The 26,615-nt window shown below is 60.4% G+C and carries 19 protein-coding genes; 6 read left to right on the top strand and 13 right to left on the bottom strand.

Going from position 1 to position 26,615, the window contains the following annotated elements; translation table 11 throughout:
• Positions 1-84: 84 nt before the first annotated feature.
• The 5 genes from greA to A3OQ_RS0104145 all read right to left on the bottom strand — a co-directional run bounded on the left by greA (position 85) and on the right by A3OQ_RS0104145 (position 8,151).
• Positions 85-561 (bottom strand): transcription elongation factor GreA, encoded by a 477-nt coding sequence (gene greA / locus A3OQ_RS0104165; protein ID WP_020174099.1) that lies wholly within the window; start codon positions 559-561, stop codon positions 85-87.
• A gap of 176 nt (positions 562-737) precedes the next feature.
• Positions 738-4,061, bottom strand: a complete 3,324-nt coding sequence (carB, locus tag A3OQ_RS0104160) for a carbamoyl-phosphate synthase large subunit (protein ID WP_020174098.1) — start codon at positions 4,059-4,061, stop codon at positions 738-740.
• Positions 4,062-4,218: 157 nt separating this feature from the next.
• Positions 4,219-4,620 carry a DUF2237 family protein gene (locus A3OQ_RS0104155; RefSeq protein ID WP_026595474.1) on the bottom strand — a complete coding sequence of 134 codons (402 nt, stop codon included), beginning with the start codon at positions 4,618-4,620 and terminating at the stop codon, positions 4,219-4,221.
• Positions 4,621-5,107: 487 nt separating this feature from the next.
• On the bottom strand, positions 5,108-6,793 hold the full coding sequence (locus A3OQ_RS0104150; RefSeq protein WP_020174096.1) for a methyl-accepting chemotaxis protein: 1,686 nt from the start codon (positions 6,791-6,793) through the stop codon (positions 5,108-5,110).
• Between the two features lie 155 nt (positions 6,794-6,948).
• Positions 6,949-8,151 carry a pyridoxal phosphate-dependent aminotransferase gene (locus tag A3OQ_RS0104145; protein WP_020174095.1) on the bottom strand — a complete coding sequence of 401 codons (1,203 nt, stop codon included), beginning with the start codon at positions 8,149-8,151 and terminating at the stop codon, positions 6,949-6,951.
• Positions 8,152-8,323: 172 nt separating this feature from the next.
• Here A3OQ_RS0104145 and A3OQ_RS0104140 point away from each other — a divergent pair, with 172 nt between their 5' ends.
• The gene (locus A3OQ_RS0104140; RefSeq protein WP_020174094.1) at positions 8,324-9,565 is read left to right on the top strand and encodes a glycosyltransferase family 87 protein; all 1,242 of its coding nucleotides are present in this window, start codon (positions 8,324-8,326) and stop codon (positions 9,563-9,565) included.
• Between the two features lie 198 nt (positions 9,566-9,763).
• A complete protein-coding gene (locus tag A3OQ_RS0104135) occupies positions 9,764-10,009 on the top strand; it encodes a hypothetical protein (RefSeq protein WP_020174093.1) in 246 nt (81 codons plus the stop codon).
• Positions 10,010-10,099: 90 nt separating this feature from the next.
• On the opposite strand, the gene A3OQ_RS0104130 is transcribed toward A3OQ_RS0104135, so the two are convergent.
• The 5 genes from A3OQ_RS0104130 to A3OQ_RS0104110 all read right to left on the bottom strand — a co-directional run bounded on the left by A3OQ_RS0104130 (position 10,100) and on the right by A3OQ_RS0104110 (position 16,613).
• Positions 10,100-11,326: a DUF1501 domain-containing protein gene (locus A3OQ_RS0104130; protein WP_020174092.1), complete on the bottom strand. Its 1,227-nt coding sequence runs from the start codon at positions 11,324-11,326 to the stop codon at positions 10,100-10,102.
• Between the two features lie 4 nt (positions 11,327-11,330).
• Positions 11,331-12,863: a DUF1800 domain-containing protein gene (locus tag A3OQ_RS0104125; protein ID WP_020174091.1), complete on the bottom strand. Its 1,533-nt coding sequence runs from the start codon at positions 12,861-12,863 to the stop codon at positions 11,331-11,333.
• Between the two features lie 68 nt (positions 12,864-12,931).
• Entirely contained in the window at positions 12,932-13,801 is an 870-nt protein-coding gene (locus tag A3OQ_RS21305) for a YihY/virulence factor BrkB family protein (RefSeq protein WP_020174090.1), read from the bottom strand.
• A 151-nt stretch (positions 13,802-13,952) separates the two neighbouring features.
• Positions 13,953-14,480: a hypothetical protein gene (locus A3OQ_RS23365; RefSeq protein ID WP_152428312.1), complete on the bottom strand. Its 528-nt coding sequence runs from the start codon at positions 14,478-14,480 to the stop codon at positions 13,953-13,955.
• A gap of 264 nt (positions 14,481-14,744) precedes the next feature.
• A complete protein-coding gene (locus A3OQ_RS0104110; protein ID WP_020174088.1) occupies positions 14,745-16,613 on the bottom strand; it encodes a feruloyl-CoA synthase in 1,869 nt (622 codons plus the stop codon).
• 529 nt (positions 16,614-17,142) lie between these two features.
• On the opposite strand from A3OQ_RS0104110, the gene A3OQ_RS24625 reads away from it, so the two are divergent.
• A complete protein-coding gene (locus A3OQ_RS24625) occupies positions 17,143-18,453 on the top strand; it encodes a hypothetical protein (RefSeq protein WP_161607299.1) in 1,311 nt (436 codons plus the stop codon).
• On the top strand, positions 18,341-19,072 hold the full coding sequence (locus tag A3OQ_RS0104100) for an Imm52 family immunity protein (RefSeq protein WP_341872092.1): 732 nt from the start codon (positions 18,341-18,343) through the stop codon (positions 19,070-19,072). Before A3OQ_RS24625 ends, A3OQ_RS0104100 begins: the two co-directional genes overlap by 113 nt.
• A 165-nt stretch (positions 19,073-19,237) precedes the next feature.
• Here A3OQ_RS0104100 and rpoH read toward each other — a convergent pair whose 3' ends face one another.
• On the bottom strand, positions 19,238-20,146 hold the full coding sequence (gene rpoH, locus A3OQ_RS21295) for an RNA polymerase sigma factor RpoH (RefSeq protein WP_051116014.1): 909 nt from the start codon (positions 20,144-20,146) through the stop codon (positions 19,238-19,240).
• Positions 20,147-20,691: 545 nt separating this feature from the next.
• A complete protein-coding gene (locus tag A3OQ_RS0104090; RefSeq protein WP_051116076.1) occupies positions 20,692-21,705 on the bottom strand; it encodes an RluA family pseudouridine synthase in 1,014 nt (337 codons plus the stop codon).
• Between the two features lie 283 nt (positions 21,706-21,988).
• On the opposite strand from A3OQ_RS0104090, the gene A3OQ_RS0104085 reads away from it, so the two are divergent.
• Both A3OQ_RS0104085 and A3OQ_RS23360 read left to right on the top strand, forming a co-directional pair.
• On the top strand, positions 21,989-23,770 hold the full coding sequence (locus A3OQ_RS0104085; RefSeq protein ID WP_020174083.1) for a glucan ABC transporter ATP-binding protein/ permease: 1,782 nt from the start codon (positions 21,989-21,991) through the stop codon (positions 23,768-23,770).
• Positions 23,771-24,061: 291 nt separating this feature from the next.
• Positions 24,062-24,805: a Rieske (2Fe-2S) protein gene (locus tag A3OQ_RS23360; protein WP_020174082.1), complete on the top strand. Its 744-nt coding sequence runs from the start codon at positions 24,062-24,064 to the stop codon at positions 24,803-24,805.
• Between the two features lie 507 nt (positions 24,806-25,312).
• Here the strand turns inward: A3OQ_RS23360 and A3OQ_RS0104070 are convergent.
• A complete protein-coding gene (locus A3OQ_RS0104070; protein ID WP_020174080.1) occupies positions 25,313-26,614 on the bottom strand; it encodes an HlyC/CorC family transporter in 1,302 nt (433 codons plus the stop codon).
• Position 26,615: the final 1 nt, after the last annotated feature.

Here is a 26,615-nt window from a genome sequence, read left to right as displayed (position 1 = left end):
AACCCCGGCCGCCTGGATGCGCGGATCAAGTCCGCGCATGACGCTCCGAAAGATTGGTCCTATTGGGAATAGGTTTCAGCCGATTTACTGAAACGCGACGTTCAAAATCTCATAGCTCTTGCCGCCGCCGGGCGTATTCACTTCAACAGTGTCGCCGACCTTCTTGCCGATCAGCGCGCGGGCCGTCGGCGAGGTGATGGATACACGTCCCTTTTTCACATCGGCCTCGCTCTCGCCGACGATTTGATAGATCTTCTTTTCCTCGGTATCCTCGTCGATCAAGGTCACGGTCGCGCCGAACATAACGGTCGTGCCGGAAAGTTTCGTCACGTCGATGACTTCGGAGCGCGACAGCTTGTCCTCGAGCTCGGCGATGCGGCCCTCGTTCAAGGATTGCGCCTCCTTGGCGGAATGATATTCGGCGTTTTCGGATAGGTCGCCGTGAGAGCGCGCTTCGGCGATGGCCTGGATGATCCGGGGCCGCTCGACCTGCTGGCGCTGCTTCAATTCCTCTTCGAGGGCGCTATGGCCACCCGGCGTCATCGGAATCTTGTCCACCATCGAAATCTCTTTCACCGCTCTATTGATGGGCTTTTAGCCCCGTTTCAGCTTCCGCGCTCCGTCCTATTCGGATACCCCGGCATCCTGATCGGTCAAATGCCGCGAGCCGAGTCTTGCTGCGACCCGTTGGAGTGAACTCCAAACCTGCCGCCGCTGCGCGATTTTCGCAAGAAAATTCAGGTGAAATAGTCCTGAAGGGCGCGCACTTCGAGATCACCCGCCACATAGGCCCTTATCCCCTGCGAGGCGGCAATCGCTCCTGCCAGAGTGGTGTAGTAAGGCACCTTATGCAAGAGGGCAGCGCGGCGCAGCGAGCGCGAATCGGCCAGCGCCTGCGCCCCCTCCGTCGTGTTGAACACGAGCTGGATCCCGCCGTTTGTGATCGCATCCACGACATGCGGCCGCCCTTCGGAAACTTTGTTGATTTTTTGGGCAGGAACGCCCTCGCTTTCGAGGAAACGCGACGTGCCGCCTGTCGCCTTGATCTTGAATCCGAGCTCGACGAGAAGCCTGATCGTCTCGAGCATGCGCGGCTTATCCACATCCCGTACCGAGACGAAGACGGTCCCGGTCTTCGGGACCTTGGTGCCGCCGCCAAGCTGGCTCTTGGCAAATGCGATCGCAAAGGAGCGGTCGAGCCCGATGACCTCGCCGGTCGAGCGCATTTCCGGGCCGAGAACCGTATCGACGCCCGGGAACCGCGCGAAGGGAAACACGGCTTCCTTGACGCCGACATGATCGCCCTTCATCGGCTTCAGGCCAAAAGACGCGAGCTTCTCGCCGGCCATCAGCCGCGCCGCGATTTTGGCGATGGGCATGCCGATCACTTTGGCGACGAAGGGCACGGTGCGCGAGGCTCTGGGGTTGACCTCGAGCACATAGATCTCACCCTCTTTCAGCGCATATTGCACGTTCATGAGGCCGCCCACATTCAAGGCCAGAGCGAGCTTCCGGGTCTGCTCCTCAAGCCGCATGAGCATGTCGGCGGACAGCGAGCGCGGCGGCAGAGAGCACGCGCTGTCGCCCGAATGAATGCCGGCTTCTTCGATATGTTCCATGATGCCGCAGACGAAGACGTCCTCGCCATCGCACAGGGCATCGACATCGACCTCGACCGCATCCGATAAATAGCGGTCGAAGAGCAAAGGATTATTACCGAGCACCGTATTGATCTGCCCGGTCTTGTCGTTTGGATAGCGCGCCTTGACGTCGGAGGGCACGAGGCCCGGCAAGGTGCCGAGCAGATAATCATCGAGCGCCGCCTGATCGCGGATGATCGCCATCGCGCGGCCGCCGAGCACATAGGAAGGCCGCACGACAAGCGGCAGATCGAGTTCGGCTGCGATCAGCCGCGATTGCTCGACGGAATAGGCGATGCCGTTCTTCGGCTGTTTCAACCCGAGCTTGTCGAGAAGCCGTTTGAAACGGTCGCGGTCCTCGGCAAGATCGATCGAGTCGACGCTGGTGCCGAGAATGGCGATGCCTGCCTGTTCGAGACGATGCGCGAGCTTCAAGGGCGTCTGTCCGCCGAATTGCACGATCGCGCCCTTGAGCGTGCCGCTTTCTTGTTCCTTGGCGAGGATTTCGAGCACGTCTTCCGAGGTCAATGGCTCGAAATAGAGCCGGTCCGACGTATCGTAATCGGTCGAAACCGTTTCCGGATTGCAATTGATCATGATCGTCTCATAGCCTTGCTCGCGCAAAGCGTAAGAGGCATGACAGCAGCAATAATCGAACTCTATGCCCTGGCCGATACGATTGGGGCCGCCGCCCAGCACGACGATTTTTTCCCGCGCGGAGGGATATGCCTCGTTGGCCGCATGGCCGGCGAAGGGCGTCTCATAGGTCGAATACATATAGGCGGTGGGCGAAGCGAATTCCGCCGCGCATGTGTCGATGCGCTTGAAAACCGGATGCACGTCGAGCCTTTTGCGCTCGGCCGCGACATCGGCCTCGTTCAGATGCGCCAAGCCCGCAAGCCGCGCGTCGGAGAACCCCGCAGCCTTCAACAGACGCAGATTGGCTGCGTCTTTCGGCAGGCCATATTTCCGCACCTTGTCTTCGAGATCGACGATCTCCTGCAGGCGCTCGATGTACCAGCGATCGATCTTGCAGGCTTCGTAGATTTCGTCCTGGCTCAGCTTATAGCGCAGCGCCTGCGCGACGGTGAGGAGGCGGTCGGGCGTCGGGCGGCCGAGCGCGGCGCGCACGGCATTCTTGTCGTCGCCTGCGCCGACATTTTCGATCTCGATCTCGTCGAGGCCGTTGAGGCCGATTTCGAGCGAACGCAGCGCCTTTTGCAGACTTTCAGCGAAAGTCCGGCCGATCGCCATGACCTCGCCGACGGATTTCATCGCCGTCGTCAGAATAGGCTCGGCGCCGGGAAATTTTTCGAAGGCGAAACGCGGGATTTTCGTGACGACGTAATCGATCGAAGGTTCGAAGGAAGCCGGCGTCGCGCCGCCCGTGATGTCGTTTGCGATCTCGTCCAGCGTGTAGCCGACGGCGAGTTTCGCCGCGACCTTGGCGATCGGAAATCCCGTCGCCTTGGAAGCGAGAGCCGAGGATCGCGACACACGCGGATTCATCTCGATCACGATCATCCGGCCGTTCTCGGGATTGACCGCGAATTGCACATTGGAGCCGCCGGTCTCGACGCCGATCTCGCGCAATACCGCGAGCGAGGCATCGCGCATCACCTGATATTCCTTGTCGGTGAGCGTCAGCGCGGGCGCGACCGTGATCGAATCGCCCGTATGCACGCCCATCGGATCGATATTTTCGATCGAGCAGATGATGATGCAATTATCCGCCTTGTCGCGGACAACCTCCATTTCATATTCTTTCCAGCCGAGCACGCTTTCCTCGACCAGAACCTCGCTCGTCGGCGAGGCGTCTATGCCGCGCTCGATGATCTCGATGAATTCGGTCTTGGTATAGGCGATGCCGCCCCCGGTTCCGCCCATGGTGAAGGATGGGCGGATGATCGCCGGCAGGCCGATATCGTCCAGGATGTCGAGCGCTTGCGTGAGCGTCTTGATCTGGTGCGAACGCGGCGTCGAAAGGCCGATGCGCGTCATGGCCTCGCGAAACCGCTCGCGGTCTTCGGCCATGTCGATTGCGTCCGCCGTCGCACCGATCATCTCGACGCCGAAATCGTCGAGCACGCCCATTTTTTTCAGCGAAAGCGCGCAATTCAACGCAGTCTGTCCGCCCATGGTCGGCAGCAGCGCGAAGCCGCCCGGCACGGCATAGCGTTCCTTGGCGATGATCTTGGCGACAACGTCCGGCGTGATCGGCTCGACATAGGTGCGGTCCGCCATATCCGGGTCGGTCATGATCGTCGCCGGATTGGAATTGACGAGGACGATGCGATAGCCTTCCGCGCGCAAGGCCTTGCAGGCCTGCGTTCCCGAATAGTCAAATTCGCAGGCCTGTCCGATGATGATCGGACCGGCGCCGATGATCATGATGGTCGCGATATCGGTGCGTTTCGGCATGGTCTCCGTATAATCTTCGCAGTGGCTTTGCGCATGGGCCGCCTTCCGAGAGGGCCGCCTTACGGCCACCTCAGGTAAGGGCCAAGTTTAAGATGCTCTTGTGCTGAGGAGTGCGTCCCGAAATATCGGCATAAGCGCGCTGTTCCAGCAATACCGTTCAAGAAAGATCGATGGCGTAACGTTTCAAGTCTTCAAGCGCACAATATTCGAGCGCACCTTCATGCGTGGCGCGCAGGACGACGCGCGGCATCTTGCCCGCCATGAAGGCTTGCTGCCAGCGCGCCGCGACGAGGCACCAGCGGTCGCCAGGCTTCAGGCCGGGAAACCCATATTGCGGCAGCGGCGTCGAAAGATCATTGCCTGCCTTTTTCGAGAAGGCGAGAAATTCCTCCGTCGTCACGACGCAGACCGTGTGGCTGCCGGTGTCCTCCAACGACGTATCGCAACAACCGTTGCGGTAATATCCGGTCAAGGGATCGAAGGAGCAGCTTTCCAGCGGTTCGCCGAGCACATTACGCGAGGGCCGGCGTCCGCTCCCGCCGGTATCATCCCTTAACATTCAATCCCCGCTTAAGCTTAAGATCGACAGAGGCACCCGCCCCGCCAGGGCTACAGGCCAACCGGCAGAACATACCCCGTATCAATAAGTTAAAGATATCCGCTCCGGAAAGCCGATCGCCCTTCCGAGGAACATGCTCAGGCCAGAAAACCAGATTTAGCGGGGCGCGACAACCCCGCTGTCATTTTAGAGCAAAATGCGCCGGCCTTCATTTCTTCCTGTGACTGTGACCGTAAAAACACAGACAGATGAAAGGCCCTCTGCTACAGAATAGGGGCTGACGACGCAGAAACCGGTCGGGGGATAACGGTTTCATTTCCGCGGACGCGGGCGAATGGGTGGCAAGAGCCCGGTTCCATAGATTTGGAACCGGGCTTTCTTGCATCTAAAACCCATATTCCACTCTGGCATGATCAATCGCGCTGCGAATATTTGTTTAAGCGCATGATCCTTATCCAAAAAGTCTGCAACTTTTCGGGATCATGCTCTAGGCAGCGATTTTTTCACAAAATTCATGCGACCGGCTGAGCAGGCGTTCGGCCTGCTCAGATAATTCCTGCGTCGCCGACAGCATGGCTTCCGCGACGCGCTGCGTCTCTCCCGTCGACAGACAGACATCGTAGATGACGTCGGACACATGCTTGGCATTCAGGACGACCGAATGGACGCAGCCCGTAATATTGCGTGTCGCCTGTTCTCTTTCGCCATGCGCGGACTCGAGCACGCTGGCCATTTCGCCGATCTGGCCGATCCCGTCGACCGTGACGTCGATGGCATTGACCACCTGATCGGTCGCGCCTTTCACGGCCGCGAGCTGCCGCGCGATATCCGCCGCCGCATGCGAGGTCGCGTGGGCAAGATGCTTCACCTCGGCCGCCACAACGGCAAATCCCCGTCCGAGTTCACCGCAACGCGCCGCTTCGATCGTCGCGTTCAAGGCGAGAAGATTGATCTTATAGGCGACGTCGGAGATGAAGTCGGCGATCTTGCTGATCGCGTCGACGGCGCCGACGAGCTCATGCGCGCTTTGCGATGTCGAGCGGCCATCCGTGACGGCTTTGATCGCGATATGCGTCGCGTCCAGCAATTGTTCGTTCATGGTGCCGACGGTTCCGGACAATTGCGTCGAGGAATGCGAAAGCGAACCGACCGTCTCGATCGTTTCGGCTGACACCTTCACCACGGTCTGCGCCTGGAGATCGGTTTCGATCGCCCGGTCACGCATGAAAGTCGCGCTTCTTTGCAATTCACTGCTGGCGCCGGAAACGATCATGATCGCTTCCATCACATCCTTGCGGAAAATTTCGGCGACACGGCGCCGTTCCAAAATCAAAGCCCGGTCGGCCTCCGCCCTCGCCGCCACGTGATCTTCTTCAAGCTTGCGTGTGAACAAGGCAGTGTCGCGAAACACGGTGAGCGCTTGGCTCATGACGCAGATTTCCTCGGCATAGCCGCGGTCAGAAATTTGAACGTCGAGATGCCCGTCGACTATGGCCCGGGTCGTATCGGCCAGCCTTCGAAGCGGGCCGGCAATGCCGAAGGCCGCCCAAAGAATCGTGCACACAAAGATCGTCACATAGCCCGCGGCGATCACCTCGACCGTGGACAGCAATTCCACCGACTGCACATGCTGGGTGAATTCTACATAGTCCTGCGCCGCGCTCCCGAGCGCGTTGGAGAGATGATTGAGGCTCGCATCGAGATCGTCGCGCAACGGGCTGAAGCGATATTCGAGCTGGAAGTCGCGCGGTTCCGTCTCCGCTGTCTGCGCGGAGCTGACGAAATGCCGCACGAAGGCGAGCATCTTTTCAAATCGGGCTTCGATACCGGATAGATCATGCGCCGTCTGAGGATCGTCAGTGGCGACGTTCTGGAGCCAATGCCGGAAGCGCCGCTCTTCCTGGACGATCGTCTCCCTGATGTCTTTCAACTGCTCGGCATCGGCGGTCTGCGCGCGATAGGCAAGCGCCGCGAAAGCCGCCGCCGAACCTTTGGCCTCGGCAAGAGCCAGACGCGATGGAAATTGCTGCTCTATGATCCGCGCATTGGCCTTTTGCAGATCATTGATCTTCATCCAAATCACAGCCGCGCCGAACCCCGACAACAAAGCGAAGGCAATCGCGAGCAAAGCGAATTGATGGATGAGTTTGAAATGAGCGAGAAAGCGGCGCACGAGTTTATGAACCAGCGAATATCGCTCGTTTTACGAAGCTTAAGCTTAAAATTGAGTTAGAAAGCGAGTCATCGAAGCGTCACACAAGCGCGGCGTTTGAGCGCGCACCGAGTTGCATTTCCAGATTCTGCAATCGCGTTTCGCATGGATCACATTCAATTGAGCGACGCGCAAAAGCGCTGGATCTTGGTGCAGGCGTCTTCAAGCACAGAGGTCGAGGTCGCATAGGAAATGCGGAAATTCGGGCCGAGACCGAAGGCGGATCCCTGCACGACGGCGACTCCTTCCATCTCGAGCAGCGCCGAGACGAAATCTTCGTCGCTCGCGATTACCTTTCCGTCCGGCGTCTTCTTGCCGATCGCTTCGGCGCAAGACGGATAGACATAGAAGGCGCCTTCCGGCGACGGGCATTTCAAATACTTTGCTTGATTGAGCATCGAGACGACGAGATCGCGCCGGCTCTCGAATATTTTGCGGCGCTCCGCGATGAAATCCTGCGGGCCCGTCAAAGCTTCGACGGATGCCCATTGCGCGATCGAACAGGCGCCCGAGGTTTGCTGACCTTGCAGCATGTCCATCGCCTTGATGAGAACATCGGGCCCCGCCGCATAGCCGATGCGCCAGCCGGTCATGGCATAGGATTTCGAAACGCCGTTCATCGTCAGTGTGCGATCGATCAAAGCGGGCTCGACTTGCGCCGGCGTGGTGAAGGTGAAATCGCCATAGGTCAGATGTTCGTAAATATCGTCCGTCAGCACCCAGACATGCGGGTGGCGCAAAAGCACATCGGTCAGTGCTTTCAATTGAGCCCGCGTATAGGCGGCGCCGGACGGATTCGACGGCGAATTCAATAAAAGCCATTTCGTCTTCGGCGTGATGGCGCGGTCGAGGTCTTCCGCCTGCAGCTTGAATTCATGTTCCATCTTCGTTGGAACGATGACCGGCACGCCGCCTGCAATGGCAACCATATCCGGATAGCTGACCCAATAGGGCGCCGGAATGATGACTTCGTCGCCCGGATTGACCGTCGCCAGAAAGGCGTTGAACAGAATATGCTTGCCGCCGGTACCGACGATCGTCTGCGACGGCTTGTAGTCGAGCCCGTTCTCGCGTTTGAATTTTTGCGCGATCGCTTCGCGCAAAGGCTGGATACCGGCAACCGGCGTATATTTCGTGTCACCCCGCTCGATCGCCGCGATCGCCGCCTTCTTGATATTGTCGGGCGTATCGAAATCCGGCTCGCCGACCGAGAGCGAAATGATGTCGCGCCCGGCGGCTCTGAGGTCGCGCGCCTTCTGCGTCACCACGATCGTCGCGGAGGGTTTCACGCGCAGCAAGGCATCGGCGATAAAGGCCATCGAAAAGAACTCCGGTTGAGGGGGTGGCAAGATTTAGCGCCTGAAGCCGGGCCGCGCTAGTCAAGCGATCGCGAGCATTCCCAAAGAAAGACCGCGAGTTTCCGCTACCGGCAAGGCGAAATTAAGAGACTGCGCTCTATTGCTGTCTCGCGCGACCGCTGCGGGATGTCTCATGACCCTGAGCCTGAAATCCGGCCTTTGGCTGACAGAAGCAAGGCTTCGGATCTATCCGATCCTTCTGCTGGCAATGTTTGGCTGCGCAATCGTCCTTCTGGTCGCGACCACACGGGACGGACACGACCGCTTCGGCCGCCCGCTCGGCCCGGATTTCAGCGAGATCTGGGCGGCGGGCCAGGAGGTCCGCGAAGGCCAGGCGGCGAGCGCCTATGACACCAAGGCTCATACGGCAAAACAGGCGGAGCTCTTCGGCCCCTCGCCCGATTTTTATCTTTGGTCCTATCCGCCTTATTTTCTCGGCGTCGCCGGGCTGCTTGCGTGCTTGCCTTACTTGCTGGCGCTTCTGGTCTGGCAGGCCACGACCCTGTCGCTCTATCTGGCTGCGGTCTGGGCGATCTTGAAACCAGCCGGGATTGCCTGGCGGCAAGCCGTCATCCCGGCGCTCGCCTTTCCAGCCGTCTTCGTCAATTTGACGCATGGCCATAATGGCTTCCTCACGGCGGCGCTTCTCGCAGGCGGGCTTCTCAACCTGAGAGCCCGGCCCTGGCTCGCCGGCATTCTGTTTGCCGGGCTCGCCTATAAGCCGCAATTCGCCATGCTAGTCCCGATCGCTTTGCTGGCCGGCGGTTATTGGCGGTGCATCGCGTCTGGCGTTGCAACCCTGGCGGTCCTGACATTCGCGACCTGGGCCGCGTTTGGTCCCGAGGTCTGGTCGAGCTTCTTCGCAAGCCTCACCCTCACCAAGACGATCGTTCTCGAACAAGGCGGCGTCGGCTTCGAAAAAATGCAGAGCCTGTTCGCGGCGGCGAGGCTTCTCGGCGCTTCGGTGGGAGAAGCCTATCTCCTCCAGGCTCTCCTGCTCCTCGCTCTGATCGCGGCGCTGGCCTGGCTTTGGCATTCCGCCGCCGACGACCGGCTGAAGGGGGCGGCCTTGCTGAGCGGCACCTTGCTCGCGCCGCCCTATGTCCTCGATTACGACATGGTCCTGCTTGGGCCTGCCTTGGCGTTCGCCGTTTCTTACGGATGCGAAAAAGGCTTTCGTCCCTTCGAGAAGACGCTCTTTGCCTGCGTCTGGATCTCGCCCTTGCTCGCCCGGCCTTTGGCGACCGCCGCGCATGTTCCGATCGGCACTTTTGTGATGGCTTTGTTTTTCTTCGCGATCCTACGCCGGGCCTGGTGCGGTGCAGCGCCAGCAGCCGAGCCGGCTCTGACCGCTCACCACACGAACCCATGTTGAACAGTTAAAATTCACCGTCTCTGGAACCTTTCCATCCACCTCTTCGTTATTTGTGCGATCACCTTTGAGTTGGCTCAATGGCGTCGGAGAGGCGCAGAGTTAATGCTTTGTGCGGTACGGCACAGGCAACGCGAAGGCCAAAACGTAACGTTTGAACATTGAGAGCGTTAGAGCATTAAGGCTCTGGGAGTAGCCGATATGTCGATTGCAGACCATTTCGATCACACGCCGGATGCGGGGTTCATTAGAACCTATGACAGCCAGACGGCACGTCGCCAGTTTCAAGTCTCGGTGGTTTTGATCGTCGTTCTGGCGCTGGCAGCCTTTGCCTTGGGCATGCTCGTGCGCTTCGACGAACCAGCCGCCTCGATCGCTCCGTCTTCTCCCGCGAAGGCGAGCCAGGTTCATTTCGCCGGTATCATGCCCAGAGCGCATCCCCTCTAAGGCGGATGCCCCTTAAGAGTTTCGCGTCCCCACTGGCCCCCCGGGGACGCGCTATGAGGACCGTGTGCAAACGCGGTCCTCTTTTTTTATTTAAATTGTGAGTCCTCGCAGGGGCTTGAGGCTCGCAGTGTCGGGAAAGACGCGGTCCTTCAAGGCCGCGTCCGAGAGGCCGAACTGCTCCGCGAGCAGGCCCTTCAACACGGCGCGAAGATCGGCCGTCGGCTTGAGGTCGCGTTTTTCGTAAAGCTGTTCGGTGCGAAGTCCCGGCCAATCGGCGATCACCCGTCCGCCCTTGATGGCGCCCCCCGCCAGGAAGGCGACCGTCCCCGTGCCGTGATCAGTGCCAACCGTTCCATTGACCTTGGCGGTGCGCCCGAATTCCGTGATGGCGACGATGGTGGTCTCGTTCCATTTCGGCCCGAGCGCCTTTTCGAATTCCTCAAAAGCGCCGTCGAGACCGGAGAGCAATTGCGCCAGCCGCCCGGTGGCGCCGCCTTCATTGGCATGGGTGTCCCAGCCGTCGAAGGCGAGTGCCGCGATTCGCGGCCCATCCTCGGCGGCCATGAGCTTGGCCGCGCCTTGGGCTGCCTGCCGCATGCCGGCGACGGAATCCGCGCCGCCGCGCGGCTTATTATCCCCGCCCATCTCGCGGGACGCGATCTTGTCTAAGTCGAGCCCCTCGGCCATGACCTTCGCCAGAGCCGGGTCAGCATGGCTGTAAAGATCCATGACGCGCAGCGCGAGATCGTCTCCGGCGGCGGGCAGCACCTGCGGCGCCCAGCCGACGACGGAGGCATTGCCACGCAAAACAAGCGGCGTCGCCGGGCCGACGCCAAGCCCACCCTTTTGCGCGATGCGCTCGCCCTTGGGCAGCGCCTCCAGCGCCCGGTTGAGCCAGCCGGACTGCACGAAGCCCGGTCCCGGCATGCCGCTCTCCAAAACATCCTGCCCGTCGAAATGCGATCTGTCGCGATAGCCGGTCGAAACCGCATGGATGACGGCTGCCTGTTTCGCGGCATAGAGCCGCGCAAAAACCGGCATGGACGGATTGAGCGCGAAGAAGGAATCGAGCGGCAGGGCCGGATGATCGCCGGATAGAGACAATGCGATCTGGCCATGCAGACCCGCGTAATCCGGATCGCCGATAGGTGCCACAGCCGACAATCCATCGAGGGCGCCGCGCAGGATGATGACAACGAAACGCGGATCGCGCGACGAACCCCACCAGGCTTGAGCCTGTTTCGGCATATAGGCCCAGGCGAAGAGCGCGCCCGAACTTGAAAGCAGCAGGCGGCGCGACGGATGCGCAAGCGTCATAAGCTCATCTCCTCTGCATCTCGGGCGACATTAAAAGCAGCGCCAGGCCCTGCTGCCGCGATTCCGCGTGCGCGACCGCGACCCGCGTTTCCGCCGAAGCCGCCCCGCTGCACAGCGCATCGAGGAGATCGGACGGATTGGGCGGATCCTTCATCTTCGCCGCATATTGCGCGACAAGATCGAGGCGAAGCTTCATGCCTTCCGGGCTCGCCCAGGCGGCCAGGGTGTCGGCAAACCCATTGGGGCCGGGCGGCGTCCATAGAGGCATGCCCATCACATTCAACGGACCCAAGATCTGACCGGCATCTTCCGGCACATGATCGGTCGCGCGATGCACCGCGATCAAAAACTCATAAGGTGTGCGGATCTTGGTGAGCGGCGCGTTCCAGGCCTCGTCCGAATCGATCAGCGCGAAGGTGAGCGCCTTGAGATCACCGTCGGTCTCCTGGAAGACGCCTGCAAGACGATGGATCAGCGCATCCGGCGGCTGATCGGAGATGAAGTGCCGCGCGAATTTCGCCGCGATAAATTGCGCCGTCGATGGCCTGCGTGCGAGATCGATCAGCACAGCCTCGCCTTGGCCGACGCCATACTGCGGATAGGCGCGTCCAAGCAAAAGCTGGGTGCCAGGCTCATGCGTGTCCTGATTGAAATAGAAGCTGCCCGCCTCGCCTTCCTTGCCCTGCGGCCCCACGGAGGTCCAGCCGGTCAGGATGCGCGCGAGGCTCGTCACATCGTCTTGCGAATAACCGCCGCCGACGCCAAGCGTATGCAGCTCCATGATCTCGCGCGCGAAATTTTCATTGAGCCCCCGCTTCGACTTTAAGCCGATCTTCGACTGCGGCCCGATCGATTGCGCATTGTCGAGATAATGCAGCATGGCCGGATGGCTCTCGACGGCGAACAGCATGTCGCTGAACCGGCCAAGCACATGCGGACGGATCGCCTCGCGCTCGAAAGCGCCGACCGTGATGCGCCCGAATTGGCTCTTATTCGCGCTGATGCAGAAATGATTCGACCAGAAGGCGACGAGGCGTTCGGCAAATCCGACCCGCGCTTCGACCGCGCGGCGCAGGCGCGCGGTTGCTTCCGCCTTATAGATCATGCCTTCCGGCGAAGGCGGCGGCGGCGGTTTTGGCGCCATGTCTTTTGGCGTCATCTCCTTTTGCAGCATATCTTGCGGATGCCCGCTCTCCATGGAGGCCTTTTCCATGGCAGGCTTTTCCCTGGCAGGCGCGGTCATGGCATTGGCGACCATCGCCGGAGATGACGCGGCGGCGGCCATATCCGCCTTTTCCTTTTCGAGCCGTTCGCGTTCGGCTTTCTTCGCAGCTTGATCGGCAAAGAGCGCTTGCACCGCCATGGGCGTGCGCGGCAAAGCGGGGCCGGACAAAAGCGTGATACCCGGCTGCGCCAGCTCGGCCTTTAGAAAGCCACGCGGATCGCTCGCAGCAGCCGCGAGATCGCCATCGCCGCGCGCGCCATAGCCAAACCGCGTCAGCGCGATGAAACCTGCCTTTTCGGGACTGAGTGCCATGATGCAGCCATCTCTTCGGACCCTCGCATTGTCGGCCATAGAAGCTGGCTATTTGATGAATAAAAACGTTAAGCCGAAACATTCTTTTTGGAGAATAACCCAGCCATCGTGCTCCGCGTGCGCGCCCGTATCAAAGCGGCGTTGAGCTCGCCGCCGAAGATGAAGATTGTCCCCAACCAATAGAGAAACACGATCGCGATCATCACCGACGCGAGACCGGCATAGGTCGTCACATAATTGCGCGCGAATTCGGCAAGGTAGGATCCAAAGGCGATGCCTGCGATGACCCAAAGCGCGAAGGTCAGCGCGATGCCCGGCAAAATATCGATGAAGCGGCGGTGTCCACTCGGCAGAAATTTGTGCATGACGAACAGCAGGAAGAAAAGCACGACCGTCGCGACGCCGAAGCGCGCGAAGGTGACGAGCCGATAGAGCGGGGCTGCCGCCGGGGCATAATTCAGAACCGCTGCCCAGATCAAAGGCGCGAGCACGACGAGGAAGGCCAAGGTCAGAAGCCCGAAGGCGCCGAGCAGAACGTAGAAGATCGACTCGATCCGCAACAGCCACCAAGGCCGCCGCTCCTTGACGTCATAGGCGCGATTGAGACCGATACGTAGCGCTTCGATCGCGCTCGAAGAGAAATAGATGGCGAGCACGACACCGATCGTCAGCAGCCCGCCATGCGCATTGGTCAGCACATTATGGATCTCGCCCGCGATGGGCGCCGCGACCTGTTGCGGCCAAGTCTCGAGCAAGATACGCGCGGCTTCATCGGCAAGCTGCTGCGATCCGAAAAACCCGGCAAGCGCAGTGACGAAGATCAGAAACGGAAACAGCGAGGTCAGCGTCGATAGAGCGATGTGACTGGCGATCGCCCAGCCGTCATCCTCCGAGAACCGGAGCATCGCGTCATAGAAAATACGAAAGCAAGCGCGCATGGGGATAATGACACATTAGATCACGATGATTTTGGATTAGTTCAAGTCGGGCAAGCCCGACTTGAACTAATCCAAAATCATGAACGTGATCGATCCTTATAAAGAGCGGGATGCGGGCGGAAAACCGCTTCACACTTTTCCTCATCCCGCTCTACGGCAGCGGAGGCGGAGTGCCTGCCCGCGCGAGCGTCGACCTTAGCCCGGCGCGGCGACCGCAGATAAGCCAATAGATGAAACCGGCCGCGGTTCCGGTCAAAAAGAACAGCAAAGCCAAGCGCAATTCGAGCTGCGTTGCGCTCCTTGCATCGGCAAGGTGGAAGGCCGCGCGCATCAACCAAGGCATGGCCGCGGCGAGCCCGCCCGCGGCGCCACCATACCAGACAAGACTGCGCACGGAGGCGACCTCACCGATCAAAGCCGTGACAACGACCGGCACGACGCAAATCATCAAAGCCGCCCACCAGAAAAATCCGGCAAAGAGCGACACCGCCTGGTCCGGCGGCAGATCGTCCGCGTTCCGGCCCAAAAGATCGATAAAGCCGCCGATGGATGCAACGAGCGATGCGCCGCCGCCGAGCGGATCGAAGAGAACGAGAAGCGGCAGAACCAGAAATGCAGTCGCAATCGCCGCGGCCATCCCGGCCAAGACCAAAAATACGCGGCCGATCGCTTCCATCAATTCACTTTCGCCTTCGGCCGCAGAGCCTGTGCCATCTTACAGTTCAAACCTAATCACGCTTAGCTCAAAAAACCCTCATCCTGAGGAGGGTCCGCAGGACCCATCTCGAAGGATCGAGGGTTTTGGGGGCTATAGAAACGATGCCGATTCCTCGTCCTTCGAGACGCGAGCCATAGGGCGTTGCTTGCGACGGGCGTCGCTTCGCAACGCCCTATGGCTCGCACCTCAGGATGAGGAATCGGCCGGTCTGGCCTGAACCCTAGCTCACGAAGATAAGAGCACAATATGTTCGGAACTTGGGCTTTTATAAAGCTCGGCGACCGCCGCCGCGCGGTTTTCCAAAACGGCGCGCTGGTTGAGCGTCCCCTTGTCGGTGATTTCATGCGCGTCGATCGACGGCGGTTCTTCGAGAAGAAGAAGTCGCGCGACACGGTTCGTCGAGCCGGTCGCCTGTTCGTCGAGACAGGCAAGCCGTGTCTGGAAGGCCATGCGCACGTCTTGATGCGCCAGAACGGCGGCGACGGAGGCATCTTTCGCAAGATCCGGCGCCAAAGCCCGACACGCCTCGACATCCGGGAAGACCAGCATGCCGATTTCGTCCTGATCGTGTCCGGCGACCGCGGCATCCCTGACATAGGGCGCGAAAGCCGCGACGAAGGCGGCGCGCAAGGGTCCGGTCGAGACCCAATTTCCGGTCGAGAGCTTGAAATCCTCGACCACGCGGCCATCGTAGACGAAGCCTTCTTCAGGCTTCTCGGGATCGGCGAAACGCAGCGCGTCGCCGGTGATGTAATAGCCTTCCGCGTCGAAACTCTTCGCCGTCAACTCCGGCTCGCGCCAATAGCCCGGGCTGACGTTCGGGCCTTTCAGGCGGACTTCGAGCTTGCCTTCATTCGGCATGAGCTTCATCAAAACGCCCGGCAGCGGCAGGCCTATGCCGCCGGAGCGCCCGGCGAGCGAAAAGAGCGCGGCGGGCGCGGTTTCCGTCGCGCCGTAGCCGGACAGAACCATGATGCGTTCGCCGCAGGCCTCGACCGACGCGGCGTCGAGCCCATCGAAGACCTCCTGGCTCATGCCCGCGCTTGCCACGAAGCTGAACGAAAGGCTGCCGAAGAAATTCTTGGCGAGTTCCTTATCTTGTTGCAGATAAGGCAAAAGCGCGTGAAAGCCGCGCGGCACGTTGAAATAGAGCGTCGGCGCGACCTCGCGCAGGTTGCGCACGCTTTCGTTAATGCCGGCTGGCAGCGGATTGCCGTGATCGATATACATCGTGCCGCCGTGGCGCAGCACGAGCCCCAGATTCTGATTGCCGCCGAAGGTGTGATGCCAAGGCAGCCAATCGACGAGGACCGGCGGCTCCTCGATCAGGAAGGGCATGAAATATTCGATCATCGCCTGATTGGCGCAGAGCATTTTCTGCGTGTTGATGACGCCTTTCGGCAGGCCCGTCGAACCCGAGGTGAAGAGGATTTTGGCAACCGTCTCCGGCTCGACCGCCTCGTGCGCCTTGTTGAGCTTGACGACATCGGCGTCTTCCTCGATCGGCGCGAGCAAAGGCGCAAAGAGCGTAGCAGCGCGCCCGGGCGGCGGATTCTGCGAGACGATCAATTCGACGTCGGGCGGCACGGCGGCTGCGATGGCACCTGAGAATTTCACGCCGTCGCCGACATAGATCACGCCCGGCGTCAGCAGGCCCAAAACATGTTTGAGCTTGGCGAAATCTTTCGAGATCAGCGAATAGGCGGGCGAGACGGGCGCATAGGGCACACCAATATACATGGCGGCAAGCGCCACCAGCGCATGATCGATCGAATTGCCCGACAGCACAGCGACGGGCCGCTCCGGCGACACGTTGCGATTGAGCAAAGCGAGCGCGATGCTGCGCATTTTCTCATAGGTTTCGGCATAGGTTATATTGTTCCAGCCCGGCGCGCCGGGGGCCGGCCGCTCGGCCAGGAAAATATGGCCTGGCTCGGCGCCGCCCCAATAGCGCAGCCATTGCAGGATATTGTCGGAATAGCTTTGCTCTTCCTCGCTGGCATGGCCGAGGATCGTGCCGTCCTCGCGCTGTTCCAAAACGAGATCGAGCGGGCCGAGTTCGACGTTGCGAACCGGCGCTTCTGTATCGGACATAAACCCCTCCGTATTGCGCCGGGGGTTTAGCACGAACGGGGCCATCGAGCACGGTACGAAAAGGATTGGCGATTTCGCCGCATCGCCAGACGAAAGGGCGCTTTTTAACATCGTCTCGATGGTTTTTATGTCCGATAGAAGTTCCACTTCTGTTCTAGCCAGCTTGAAATCTGCCGATTACCCTTCAGCTCAATAATAGGGCGGCGGAAAGAGCGGTATGGCTGACGAAGATCTTCTCGAAAAGCGATTTCGAAACCGGATGCAATCTGGCCCGATCTCATATTCGGTCGAAATGCGGGAACGGGGGCTCGTCCTTGGAGCAGGCACGTGCCTCGCGCGGATGACAGATGACGCTACACGTCCGCGAGGTCTCGAATTCGCGAAAGACGCGGAACGCATCGTCGCTCTTCTCTCCATCTCAGGCGCTCCACGAAATGGCATCGATTCATTTCAATGCATCAAGGCTGCTTCCGACGACTGGGAACGCGGTGATAAGGCCCTCGCCAACATACGCTTGGCGCAGGCTGCCTTGCCACGCGTGGTCGATGCAGCTGACGCTTATCGTCTATTCCTCGCCGAGGAGCTTCTTGATCAGGGCACTTCGCCGCGCGCCTTAATGAAGGCGCTGGGGTTCGACACGGCAGCTCTTGATCTCATCAGATATGATCCCAATCAGCCGCGTGTGCCAGCAGGCAATGGCCGCGAGAGTGGACGTTGGGGTTCCGGTGGCGAAGGCAATGCGGCTAGCGGCGCTGATCGCCCAACTGGAAACGGCAGCAGCGTCACCTATGCATTCCTCGCCCCAACACCTGCAGCTGAGATTGGTGCTCGCACTTTCCTTGCCGGTGCGACTTCAACCACGATCAGAGCGCTCGCTGTCTTTGCGTCGCGCTTCTTCATGCCCACTGCTGTCCTCGGCGCACTCTTTATTCCTACGCCGAATAGCGGCGGTATCACTGAAGGCACACTCCCGGATGAGCCGGACATTCATTTTAAAAAGGATGGACCGGCAGGCACGCTTCGGATCACGACCAAAGCAGCGGACGGCTCCGACGTCTTTGTCATGGCGCATAGTCGGAATGGCCTTTATGTCGACGCCAGGACAGATCAACCCATCGGGCGCGATCTAGGCGAGCAACTCTATTTCGATTTCGATGCCGTTCATGACGCGCTTCGCGCCGGGCTCGCGCCGGGGCAGCGTCTCGCTTCGGACCCAAACTCAGAACCGAAGGATGACGACCCGAAACTTTGTCCAGAGGCAGAGCGCGATACGCCGCATGGCTCCAGCGAAAAGGCCAAAGATTACGAGGACGATGTGCATGCGCGCGTCAATCCTCTGGCGCCGCTCCCGCGTGAATTCGGCGTCAATCTTCTCAATCCCTTCACGGGCCGGATGGTCTTTTTCGAAGATTGCTTTCGCTATGCCGGCGACCTCATCGATGGCGACATGCAGAAGGGCGATCTCGTCGAGGCAAAAGGCCCGAGATATGCTGCGTTAATTCGCGCAGGCGGCAAGCTGGAAGCTAAAGTGAGAGATGAGTTTCTAGAGCAAGCACAAAAGCAACTCCACATTGCGCAAGCGCGAGGCGTCGGCCTCAAATGGTATTTTGCTGAAAAAGAAGCGGCTGATTATGCTCGCGACTTATTTGAGAAGAACAAGCTTGGCGACATAGTCGTGGCGACATGCCGCCGAGGAGCCGCAAATGACCCGTGCCGCCAGTTACGCCATTTCCGCATTTTGGGGCCCGCGTCTCGAAACGCCCGAGGAACTTGCCGGGCGGTGGATCGAGCTCATGGAGCGCCTCCAAGCGGTCGATCCTCTCCTCGCTCATTGGTATGATTCTGATTCCAGAAATGCTCCCATTGTACCCTATGTCGCGGACAAGGTCCGCGTTACCAAAATGATCGCCGCGGGCGTCGTCAGAGACGACGAGGGCAAACCTGACCCCTTTCACGGCTATCACGTCACCGCCTATACCACGGCTGCCTGGCGGCGGAGCCCGCGGCGCCTCTGCGCAGAACTACTCGCCGGCACCCCGTCACCATATCTCACCAATTCGGCCGGTCTCTCGACGGATTTCGATACGGTGCCAGACCCCGCCATCGTCACCTATAAAATCTTTAAGGGCGCGGTCCTCGCGCTCGCCGAATGTTTCGATGCCGCGGGGGTTCGAGCTTATCCATCGGATCTCTCCGGCTTTTGGACCAAAATCGGGGGCCGACGAAAAGCAATCGACCTCGCTTGGATCAGCTATATCGCACCACGCTTCGCAGCTCAGATAACCCCGCCATCGTCTGCGATCGTCGAACACCAGCCCGACGGTGGGCTCCTGATGGCAGCGACGGACAAGACATTCGTGACGTCCAATCCAGCGCATGTCGCCGTTTCGCGCGAGATCGAAGCCGCCTGCGCGCCGTTCAACGCCTTGTCTTTTCCGCCGGGAGAGAAAGCCGGCTAAATAGGCCGATCATTTGTCAGCGCTCATCGGCTCTTTTCGAAGACCCGTCACGGGCACAAAAAACGCCCGGCCAAAGCCGGGCGTATAGGCACCATCGTCGGGAGCTGAATTCGTTTCACCGCATCACCTGATCCGGAAAGTCTGCGACTTTCCTGAGATGCGAGGTTACGCCGGCGCGGCGGCAGGGGGGCCGATCCGCGGCGGCAGGGATTCGATCTTGGCGACGCCGGCTTTCACCGCCGCCTGGACCTTTTCAAAGGCCCTGACCTCGATCTGACGGACGCGTTCGCGCGAAATGTCGAACTCGTCCGACAATTGTTCGAGCGTCACCGGATCGTCCGAGAGACGCCGCGCCTCGAAGATGCGGCGTTCGCGATCGTTCAAAACAGCGAGCGCGCTTGTCAGTGCGCCATGCCGGTTTGCGCTCTCTTCCTGATCGGCCAGGATCTTTTCCTGGCTCGAGGATTCATCGACGAGCCAATCCTGCCATTCGCCTTCGCCTTCTTCGCGCAGCGGCGTGTTGAGCGAAGCATCGCCCGACATGCGGCGGTTCATATCGACGACATCGGTCTCGCTGACGCCGAGCTTTGTCGCGATCAGTTTCACCTGATCGGGACGCAGATCGCCATCCTCAAGCGCCGAGATCTGGCTCTTCGCCTTGCGCAGGTTGAAGAACAATTTCTTCTGGCTCGCGGTCGTGCCCATTTTCACGAGCGACCAGGAGCGCAGGATATATTCTTGAATCGACGCGCGGATCCACCACATGGCATAGGTGGCCAGGCGGAAGCCTTTATCGGGCTCGAAGCGTTTGACCGCTTGCATGAGACCGACATTGCCTTCGGACATGACTTCGCCGATCGGCAGTCCGTAGCCACGATAGCCCATGGCGATCTTGGCGACGAGACGCAGATGCGAAGTGACAAGCTTGTGCGCGGCATCGAGATCTTCGTGCTCACGCCAGCGCTTGGCGAGCATATATTCTTCTTCCGGCGCCAGCATAGGGAAACGCCGGATTTCGTTCAGGTACCGGGAAAGACCGGCTTCCCCGGAAAGAATTGGAAGCGCAGCAGCCATTGGTATTAAACCCTCCTCTCGGGCCCCTTATAATCAGCGAGCCCGCAAACGCCGCCACCAAGTTCCGTCAACGGCGCAACATCCTCATATAGGGATGATTGCCTGGACTGAAAGTGGCCGGCTGCCGCACACGCATTACAAATTGGCAAGCTTTCGCCGGACGTCGTTCTCACAAATCGATAACGAATAAACTGCCTTTCAGTTTGGGCTTTTTTACGCTCGCCCTATCAAAATCCGTTGAACGCGCCGAAGCGAAACAAGAGCCGGCCTTTAACAACGGGTTAAGTGCCTTTCCGTGATTTTGGACCATCGTGGCGGCTGCAGGCCGGCCCGGCCATGCGCTGGATCAAACCGACGGCGTGGCGGCGCTTTGCGAGCATAGTTCGTAAAGCGAGGCGTGTTGAACCCTCTCCCAGAGGGAGAGGGTGGCGCCGAAGGCGCCGGGTGAGGGGTTAGAGTTTCATCCAGACGAGGCGTAACCCCTCATCCGGCCGGCTCTGCCGGCCACCTTCTCCCACAGGGAGAAGGAAAAAGCGCGCCCAGGATCAAAGCCCCGCCGCCAGCGCTGCCCGCAAGGCCTCGAGGTCTTCGGGCAATTCGCTTTCGAAATAGAGCTCTTTCTGGGTGACCGGATGCGGAAAGCCCAGAATACCGGCGTGCAGCGCCTGCCGGTTGAGGCTCAACAGTAAAGCTCTCGCTTTAGGCCCGAGCAGAGGCTCCTTCGTCTTGAAGCCCTTGGCATAGAGCGGATCGCCCAGGATCGGATGGCCGAGATGGGCCATATGGACCCGGATCTGATGCGTGCGCCCGGTCTCGAGCGTGCAGGCGATGAGGCTCGCGATCGGCGCATCGCGCTCCGGTACGGAGAAGCTTTCGAGCACTTCCCAATGGGTAATGGCGTGCCTTCCCCGCGCCTCCGGCACGACCGCCATTTTCTGCCGATCCGTCGGATGCCGGCCGAGCGCCGCCTCGACCGTGCCGGAGGGACGTTCCGGCACGCCCCAGACGAGGGCGTAATAGGTGCGCTCCAGCGCCAGCGTGCGGCCATGGTCGGCGAAAAGCTTGGTCAGGCCGCCATGCGCCCGATCGGTCTTGGCGACGACGAGAAGACCGGACGTATCCTTGTCGAGCCGATGCACGATGCCCGGCCGCCGGACGCCGCCGATCCCCGACAGGCTTTCACCGCAATGGCCGATCAGCGCATTGACCAAAGTACCGCTCTGATGGCCGGCGGCCGGATGGACGACGAGGCCCGCGGGCTTATCGAGGACGAGAAGATGCTCGTCCTCGAAGACGATATTGAGCGGGATATTTTCAGCCCTCGGCACCGGATCGACGGGCTCAGGCGTGATGAGCGTCACGGTCTGGCCGGCGCGCAGCTTCGTCGCGGCGGTGGCGGGCTTGCCATCGACTGCGACCTCGCCTTGGTCGATGAGGCTTTTGAGCCTGGTGCGGGAGAGCCCGGCGGCAGCCGCCGCGCGCACGAGAAAATGGTCGAGCCTTTCGCCTGCGTCGGCGTCTTTGACAAGATAGACGCCCGCTTCCTCCGGCTCGGCCAAAACCTCGTCCGGTTCGAGCCCGTCCTCCTCCGCTAGGAGCAGGATTGCCGCCGCCTCGGCAGCTTCAGCTTCCACGTCCGCTTTCGATATGCGCTTCGCCACCGATGAACCGTCCAGATATTTCTATGTTTTGTTGCGCATGCTTCACCATGAAGCACGCATTTGCTCAAGAAATGGAAAAATCATCTTTCACAGGCGGACGGCTTCTTGCAAACCATGATCGCGCCGCCAAAGCGAGACTATTCCAGTGCCCCTGCCCACCGAGACTTTCGCTCGATCCCCCATGTCGCTTCCAAGGCTTTATTTACGCGTCATCGCGCTTTTAAGGCCGGAAGCGCGGCTCGCCGTGATCCTGGCCGTCTCCAATCTGTTTTTGGCAACCGCGCAATTCGCCGAGCCTGTGCTCTTCGGACGCATCATCGACCGGCTGACCGCCGCCGCCGCGGCGGCGCGCGTCCCGACTTTGGCCGAGCTCACGCCGCTGCTCGCGGCCTGGGTCGGGTTCGCGCTGTTTTCCATCGCCGCCGCCGTTTTGATCGCGCTTCATGCGGACAGGCTCGCGCATCGCCGCCGCATGGCGGTGATGGCGCTTTATTTCGAACATGTCCTGCATCTGCCGCTCAGCTTTCATTCGTCGATCCATTCGGGGCGGCTTTTGAAAGTCATGCTCGAAGGCGCCGCCGGCCTGTTCGGCCTCTGGCTTTCCTTCTTCCGCGAGAATTGCGCCTCGCTCGCGGCTTTGGTGATCCTGCTGCCGGTGTCGCTCGTCGTGAACTGGCGGCTCGCCTCGCTGCTGATCGTGCTTGTTCTCCTCTTCGGCTTTCTGACGGCCTATGTGCTGCGCAAGACCGAAAAGCTGCAAAGATCCGTCGAGCAGCGCCATAGCACTTTTGCGGAGCGGGCGTCGGACGCGCTCGGCAATGTGCCGGTCATCCAGAGCTTCACCCGCGTCGACGATGAAGTGCGCGCGATGCGCGACATCATCAATGCGGTGCTTGCCGCGCAATTGCCGGTGCTGACGTGGTGGGCGCTCGCCGTGGTCGGCGCCAAGGCGGCGGCGACCTTGACCCTGCTCGGCATATTTCTGCTCGGCACCTGGCTCTATCTGCAAGGTCTCGCCAGCATCGGCGAAATCGTCGCCTTCATGAGCTTCGCCACCATGCTGATCGCGCGGCTCGAACAATTGGTCGCCTTTTTCAACTCGCTGTTTCTGCAGGCGCCGAAGCTGCAGGAGTTTTTCGATGTGATCGATACGGTGCCGCGCGTCGCGGATAGCCCAAACGCGAAGGACCCCGGCCGGCTCAAGGGCGCGGTCACCTTCGACCATGTGAGCTTTTCCTATGATGCGCGGCGTCCCGCCATCAGCGATGTCAGTTTCGACGTGATGCCGGGCGAGACGATCGCGCTTGTCGGTGCGACGGGCTCGGGCAAATCGACGACGCTCAATCTACTGCACCGCGTCTATGATCCGCAGCAGGGCCGCATATTGATCGACGGGATCGATATTCGCGACATGAGCCTTGTTGGCCTCCGCCGCAACATCGGCGTCGTGTTCCAGGAGGCTATGCTCTTTGCCCGCTCGATCGAAGAAAACCTGCGGATCGGCGATCCCGACGCCACGCCCGAGGAGATCGACCTTGCGCTGCAACGCGCCCAGGCCGCCGATTTCGTGACCCATCAAAGCGACGGGCTTGCGACCGCCGTCGGCGAACGCGGCCGCTCATTGTCCGGCGGCGAGCGTCAAAGGATCTCGATCGCACGGGCGCTTTTGAAGGACCCGCCGATCATGATTTTCGACGAGGCCACCTCGGCGCTCGACGCCACGACCGAGCGGCAATTGCAGGCAGCGCTCGAATCCGCGACGCAAGGCCGGACGACCTTCATCATCGCGCATCGGCTTGCAACCATCCGCCACGCGAACCGCATTTTCGTTTTCGATCACGGGAAAATCGTCGAACAGGGCTCCTTCGACGAATTGGTCGCCAGGGGCGGCACCTTTGCCGCGCTGGCCAAGGCGCAATTTTTGGCGGTTGAGGCGGAAAAAGCCGATGGCGAACTGGGCTAATCGGCTCTAGCGTAAGGATTAACCTGCTTGAGTGCACCGCGGTAAAAATTCTTGAAGATTATCCTGGCATTGCTATTGCTTCTAGCAGAGTGCCCCTTTTTCCGGCCAAAGCCGAGGTTAGGCTCCTTGCAATTCGGACAGCCGGATCGCAGATTGAAGTAAAGGCGCTGGAATTTCAGGCAAAGCCGCGGCGCGGCAAGCTTGAGAAGGTCTCAGAAGGGCGGCGTGATCGCCCAAAGCAAGCGGCTCGGCCGTTGTAGGCACCGCGGATCATGTTGAACGAGGGATAAGATGCCAGACCAAGAATCTCCGAACAAAAAGGAATTGCTGCCTTACAGCCCCTCGCCTTTTCGCGCAAAAACGGAAGTGCCCTCGGCCGATCGCGCGCCCTATCGCATAGAAGGCGCCGATCATACCAATCCGGAAAACTTTCCGGTCGGCGGTTGCCAGGGGGCGCATACGGCCTACCGCAAGGAAAACGCCCATGGCGTCTTCGCCATGCGGGCGCGGCCGGTGCCGAAGATCGAGCCTACGGCAATCCCCGAGGAGGCCCAGCCAGCTCCGCCCACCGGCGAGCTCTATGCGATCTGCGACCGCCGCGACATTCGCGACCGCATGGGCAAGAGCTTCCCCCTGATGCGCATGTGGACCGACGGCAAGACCCGGCCTTGGGACGTGTTCATCTGCCGCTTCGGCAAGCAATATTTCGCCTATGAGAACGCCTGCCCGCATTCCGGGCAGCGCCTGGATTGGGAGAAGAACAATTTCTTCGAGCCCAACTATCTGAAGGTGCTTCAGTGCGGCAAGCACGGCGCGATCTTCGACGTCGAGACCGGCGTCTGCACCAAGGGCCCCTGCGAAGGTGAGCGGCTGGTACAGATTCCCTGCATCGTCGATGAGGACGATGTCTGCCTCTTGAACGTCAATCTGGTCTTGCAGAGCGACGAGCCGCCGGAGGAAGAGGGCGAGGGCAAGGATCTCGTGCTCGAGAACGACGGCTTCAAACTGCAGTCGACGAAGCGCACCTTCCTGTAAGGCGCTGGTGGCTGGATCTAGACAACGCATCATGGCCGGGCTTGTCCCGGCCATCTTCGTCTTAGGCCGCTTTAAGCAAAGCGCGAATGGCAGGCAGGCGTTTAGCGGCGAACAGCGTACCTGATGTGCGGGTTAAGCCCGCGCTTGACGGTTGAGAGCTGCGTCCCGCCTGTCAGCACCAATCATGCTATTCAGAGGCGGCCATTCATCTCTTGGCGGCGAGCATGGCGAGCAGATCGCTTTAGTCAATGATCGCTTCGCGACCGCCTGCGGCGGCGGCCCCAAGGGCCGTCATTGACAAAAACGATCCGGCTCGCCGAAAATCTCCGCCATCGGATGAATGACGAAATCTGACGCTTACCGGGGCCGACGCCATCATGGCGGGGCGCAAATCGTTTGCATCCAGCAATGCTGTTCGGCGTCAAGCGCCCGCTTCCAACGGCGCTTGGATGGCCGGGTCAAGCCCGGCCATGACGCTTCCCTTCCATTTGCGTGAAAAAGCCGCCGTTACTCTCCGCCCGCCACATTGGCCGGCGCGATCCGCAAGGCGGTGATCCGGTTGCGGATCTTGCGCAGCACTTCAAAGCGGAAATTGTGGAAGGTGAAGACCTGACCCGATTCCGGGATCGCCCGCGCCTCATGAATCACGAGGCCGGCAATCGTCGTCGCTTCTTCGTCGGGCAGATCCCAGGCCATCACGCGATTGAGATCGCGAATCGGCACCGAGCCCTCGACCATGACGGAGCCGTCGGCCTGCGGCCTGACGCCCTGCACGGCCAAGTCATGCTCGTCCCTTATATCGCCGACGATTTCTTCCAAAATATCCTCAAGCGTCACAAGACCCATGACTTCACCATATTCGTCAACGACGAGCGCGAAATGCGTCTTCCGCTTGAGGAAGGCCTGCAATTGATCGTCGACTGAGGTCGTATTCGGTACGAACCAGGCCTCGAGCGCTATATCGTCAACCTTGAGCTTATCGACATCGCCGCAGACATCGACGGCGCGAAGCAGATCCTTCGCGTGCAGAACGCCGATGATATTGTCAGGCCTCTCGCGCCAGAGCGGCATGCGCGTATAGGGCGAATTCACGACTTCGCGCAAAAGTTCCCGCGGCGGCAGATCGGCATTGATCGTGCGCATCCGCGTCCGATGCACCATGACATCCGAAACCTCGAGCTCGTTGAGGTCGAGGAGCCCGCCGAACATGTCGCGCTCGCCGCGCTCGACGCCTCCCTCACGGTGCAGGAATTCGACCGTGCTCTTCAATTGCTCATGGCCGGACAGCATCGATTTCTGCCGCGTGACGTCGATGCCCATCAATTTGAACAGGCTTCGCACCACGGCCTCGATCGCGAGGAGAACCGGGCCGAAGATCGCGACGAAGACCGACATGACCCTGACGACGATCAGCGATATCCGATCTGGATAATTGATGGCGAGCGTCTTCGGCATGATCTCGGCGAAGACGAGCAGCAGAAAGGTCATGATCAAGGTGGCGTAGACCACCCCATTGTCGCCGATGAGAGCGACAAGAACGCTCGTCATGAAAGCCGAGGAACCGATATTGACGAGGGTATTGCCGAGCAGCGTCGCGCCGATGAGGCGGTTGCGGCGCCTGAGCAGCCGATTGACCAGAGCGGCGCGGGGATCCCCGCTCTTCTCCAGCGCGTACATGCGCGCGCGCGACGCCGCCGTCAGCGCGGTCTCGGATGCAGCGAAAAACGCAGCGAGCGCGACACAGAGCAAGATGATGACAAGCGCTAGCCAGAGATCGACCGGCAAACCATCGCCAGCTTCGCCGTGCATG

The sequence above is a fragment of the Methyloferula stellata AR4 genome, from assembly GCF_000385335.1.
GTDB classification, from domain to species: Bacteria; Pseudomonadota; Alphaproteobacteria; order Rhizobiales; family Beijerinckiaceae; genus Methyloferula; species Methyloferula stellata.
The sequence above is the reverse complement of the archived record's forward strand: the minus strand, read 5'-3'. Positions and strand labels throughout refer to the sequence as shown.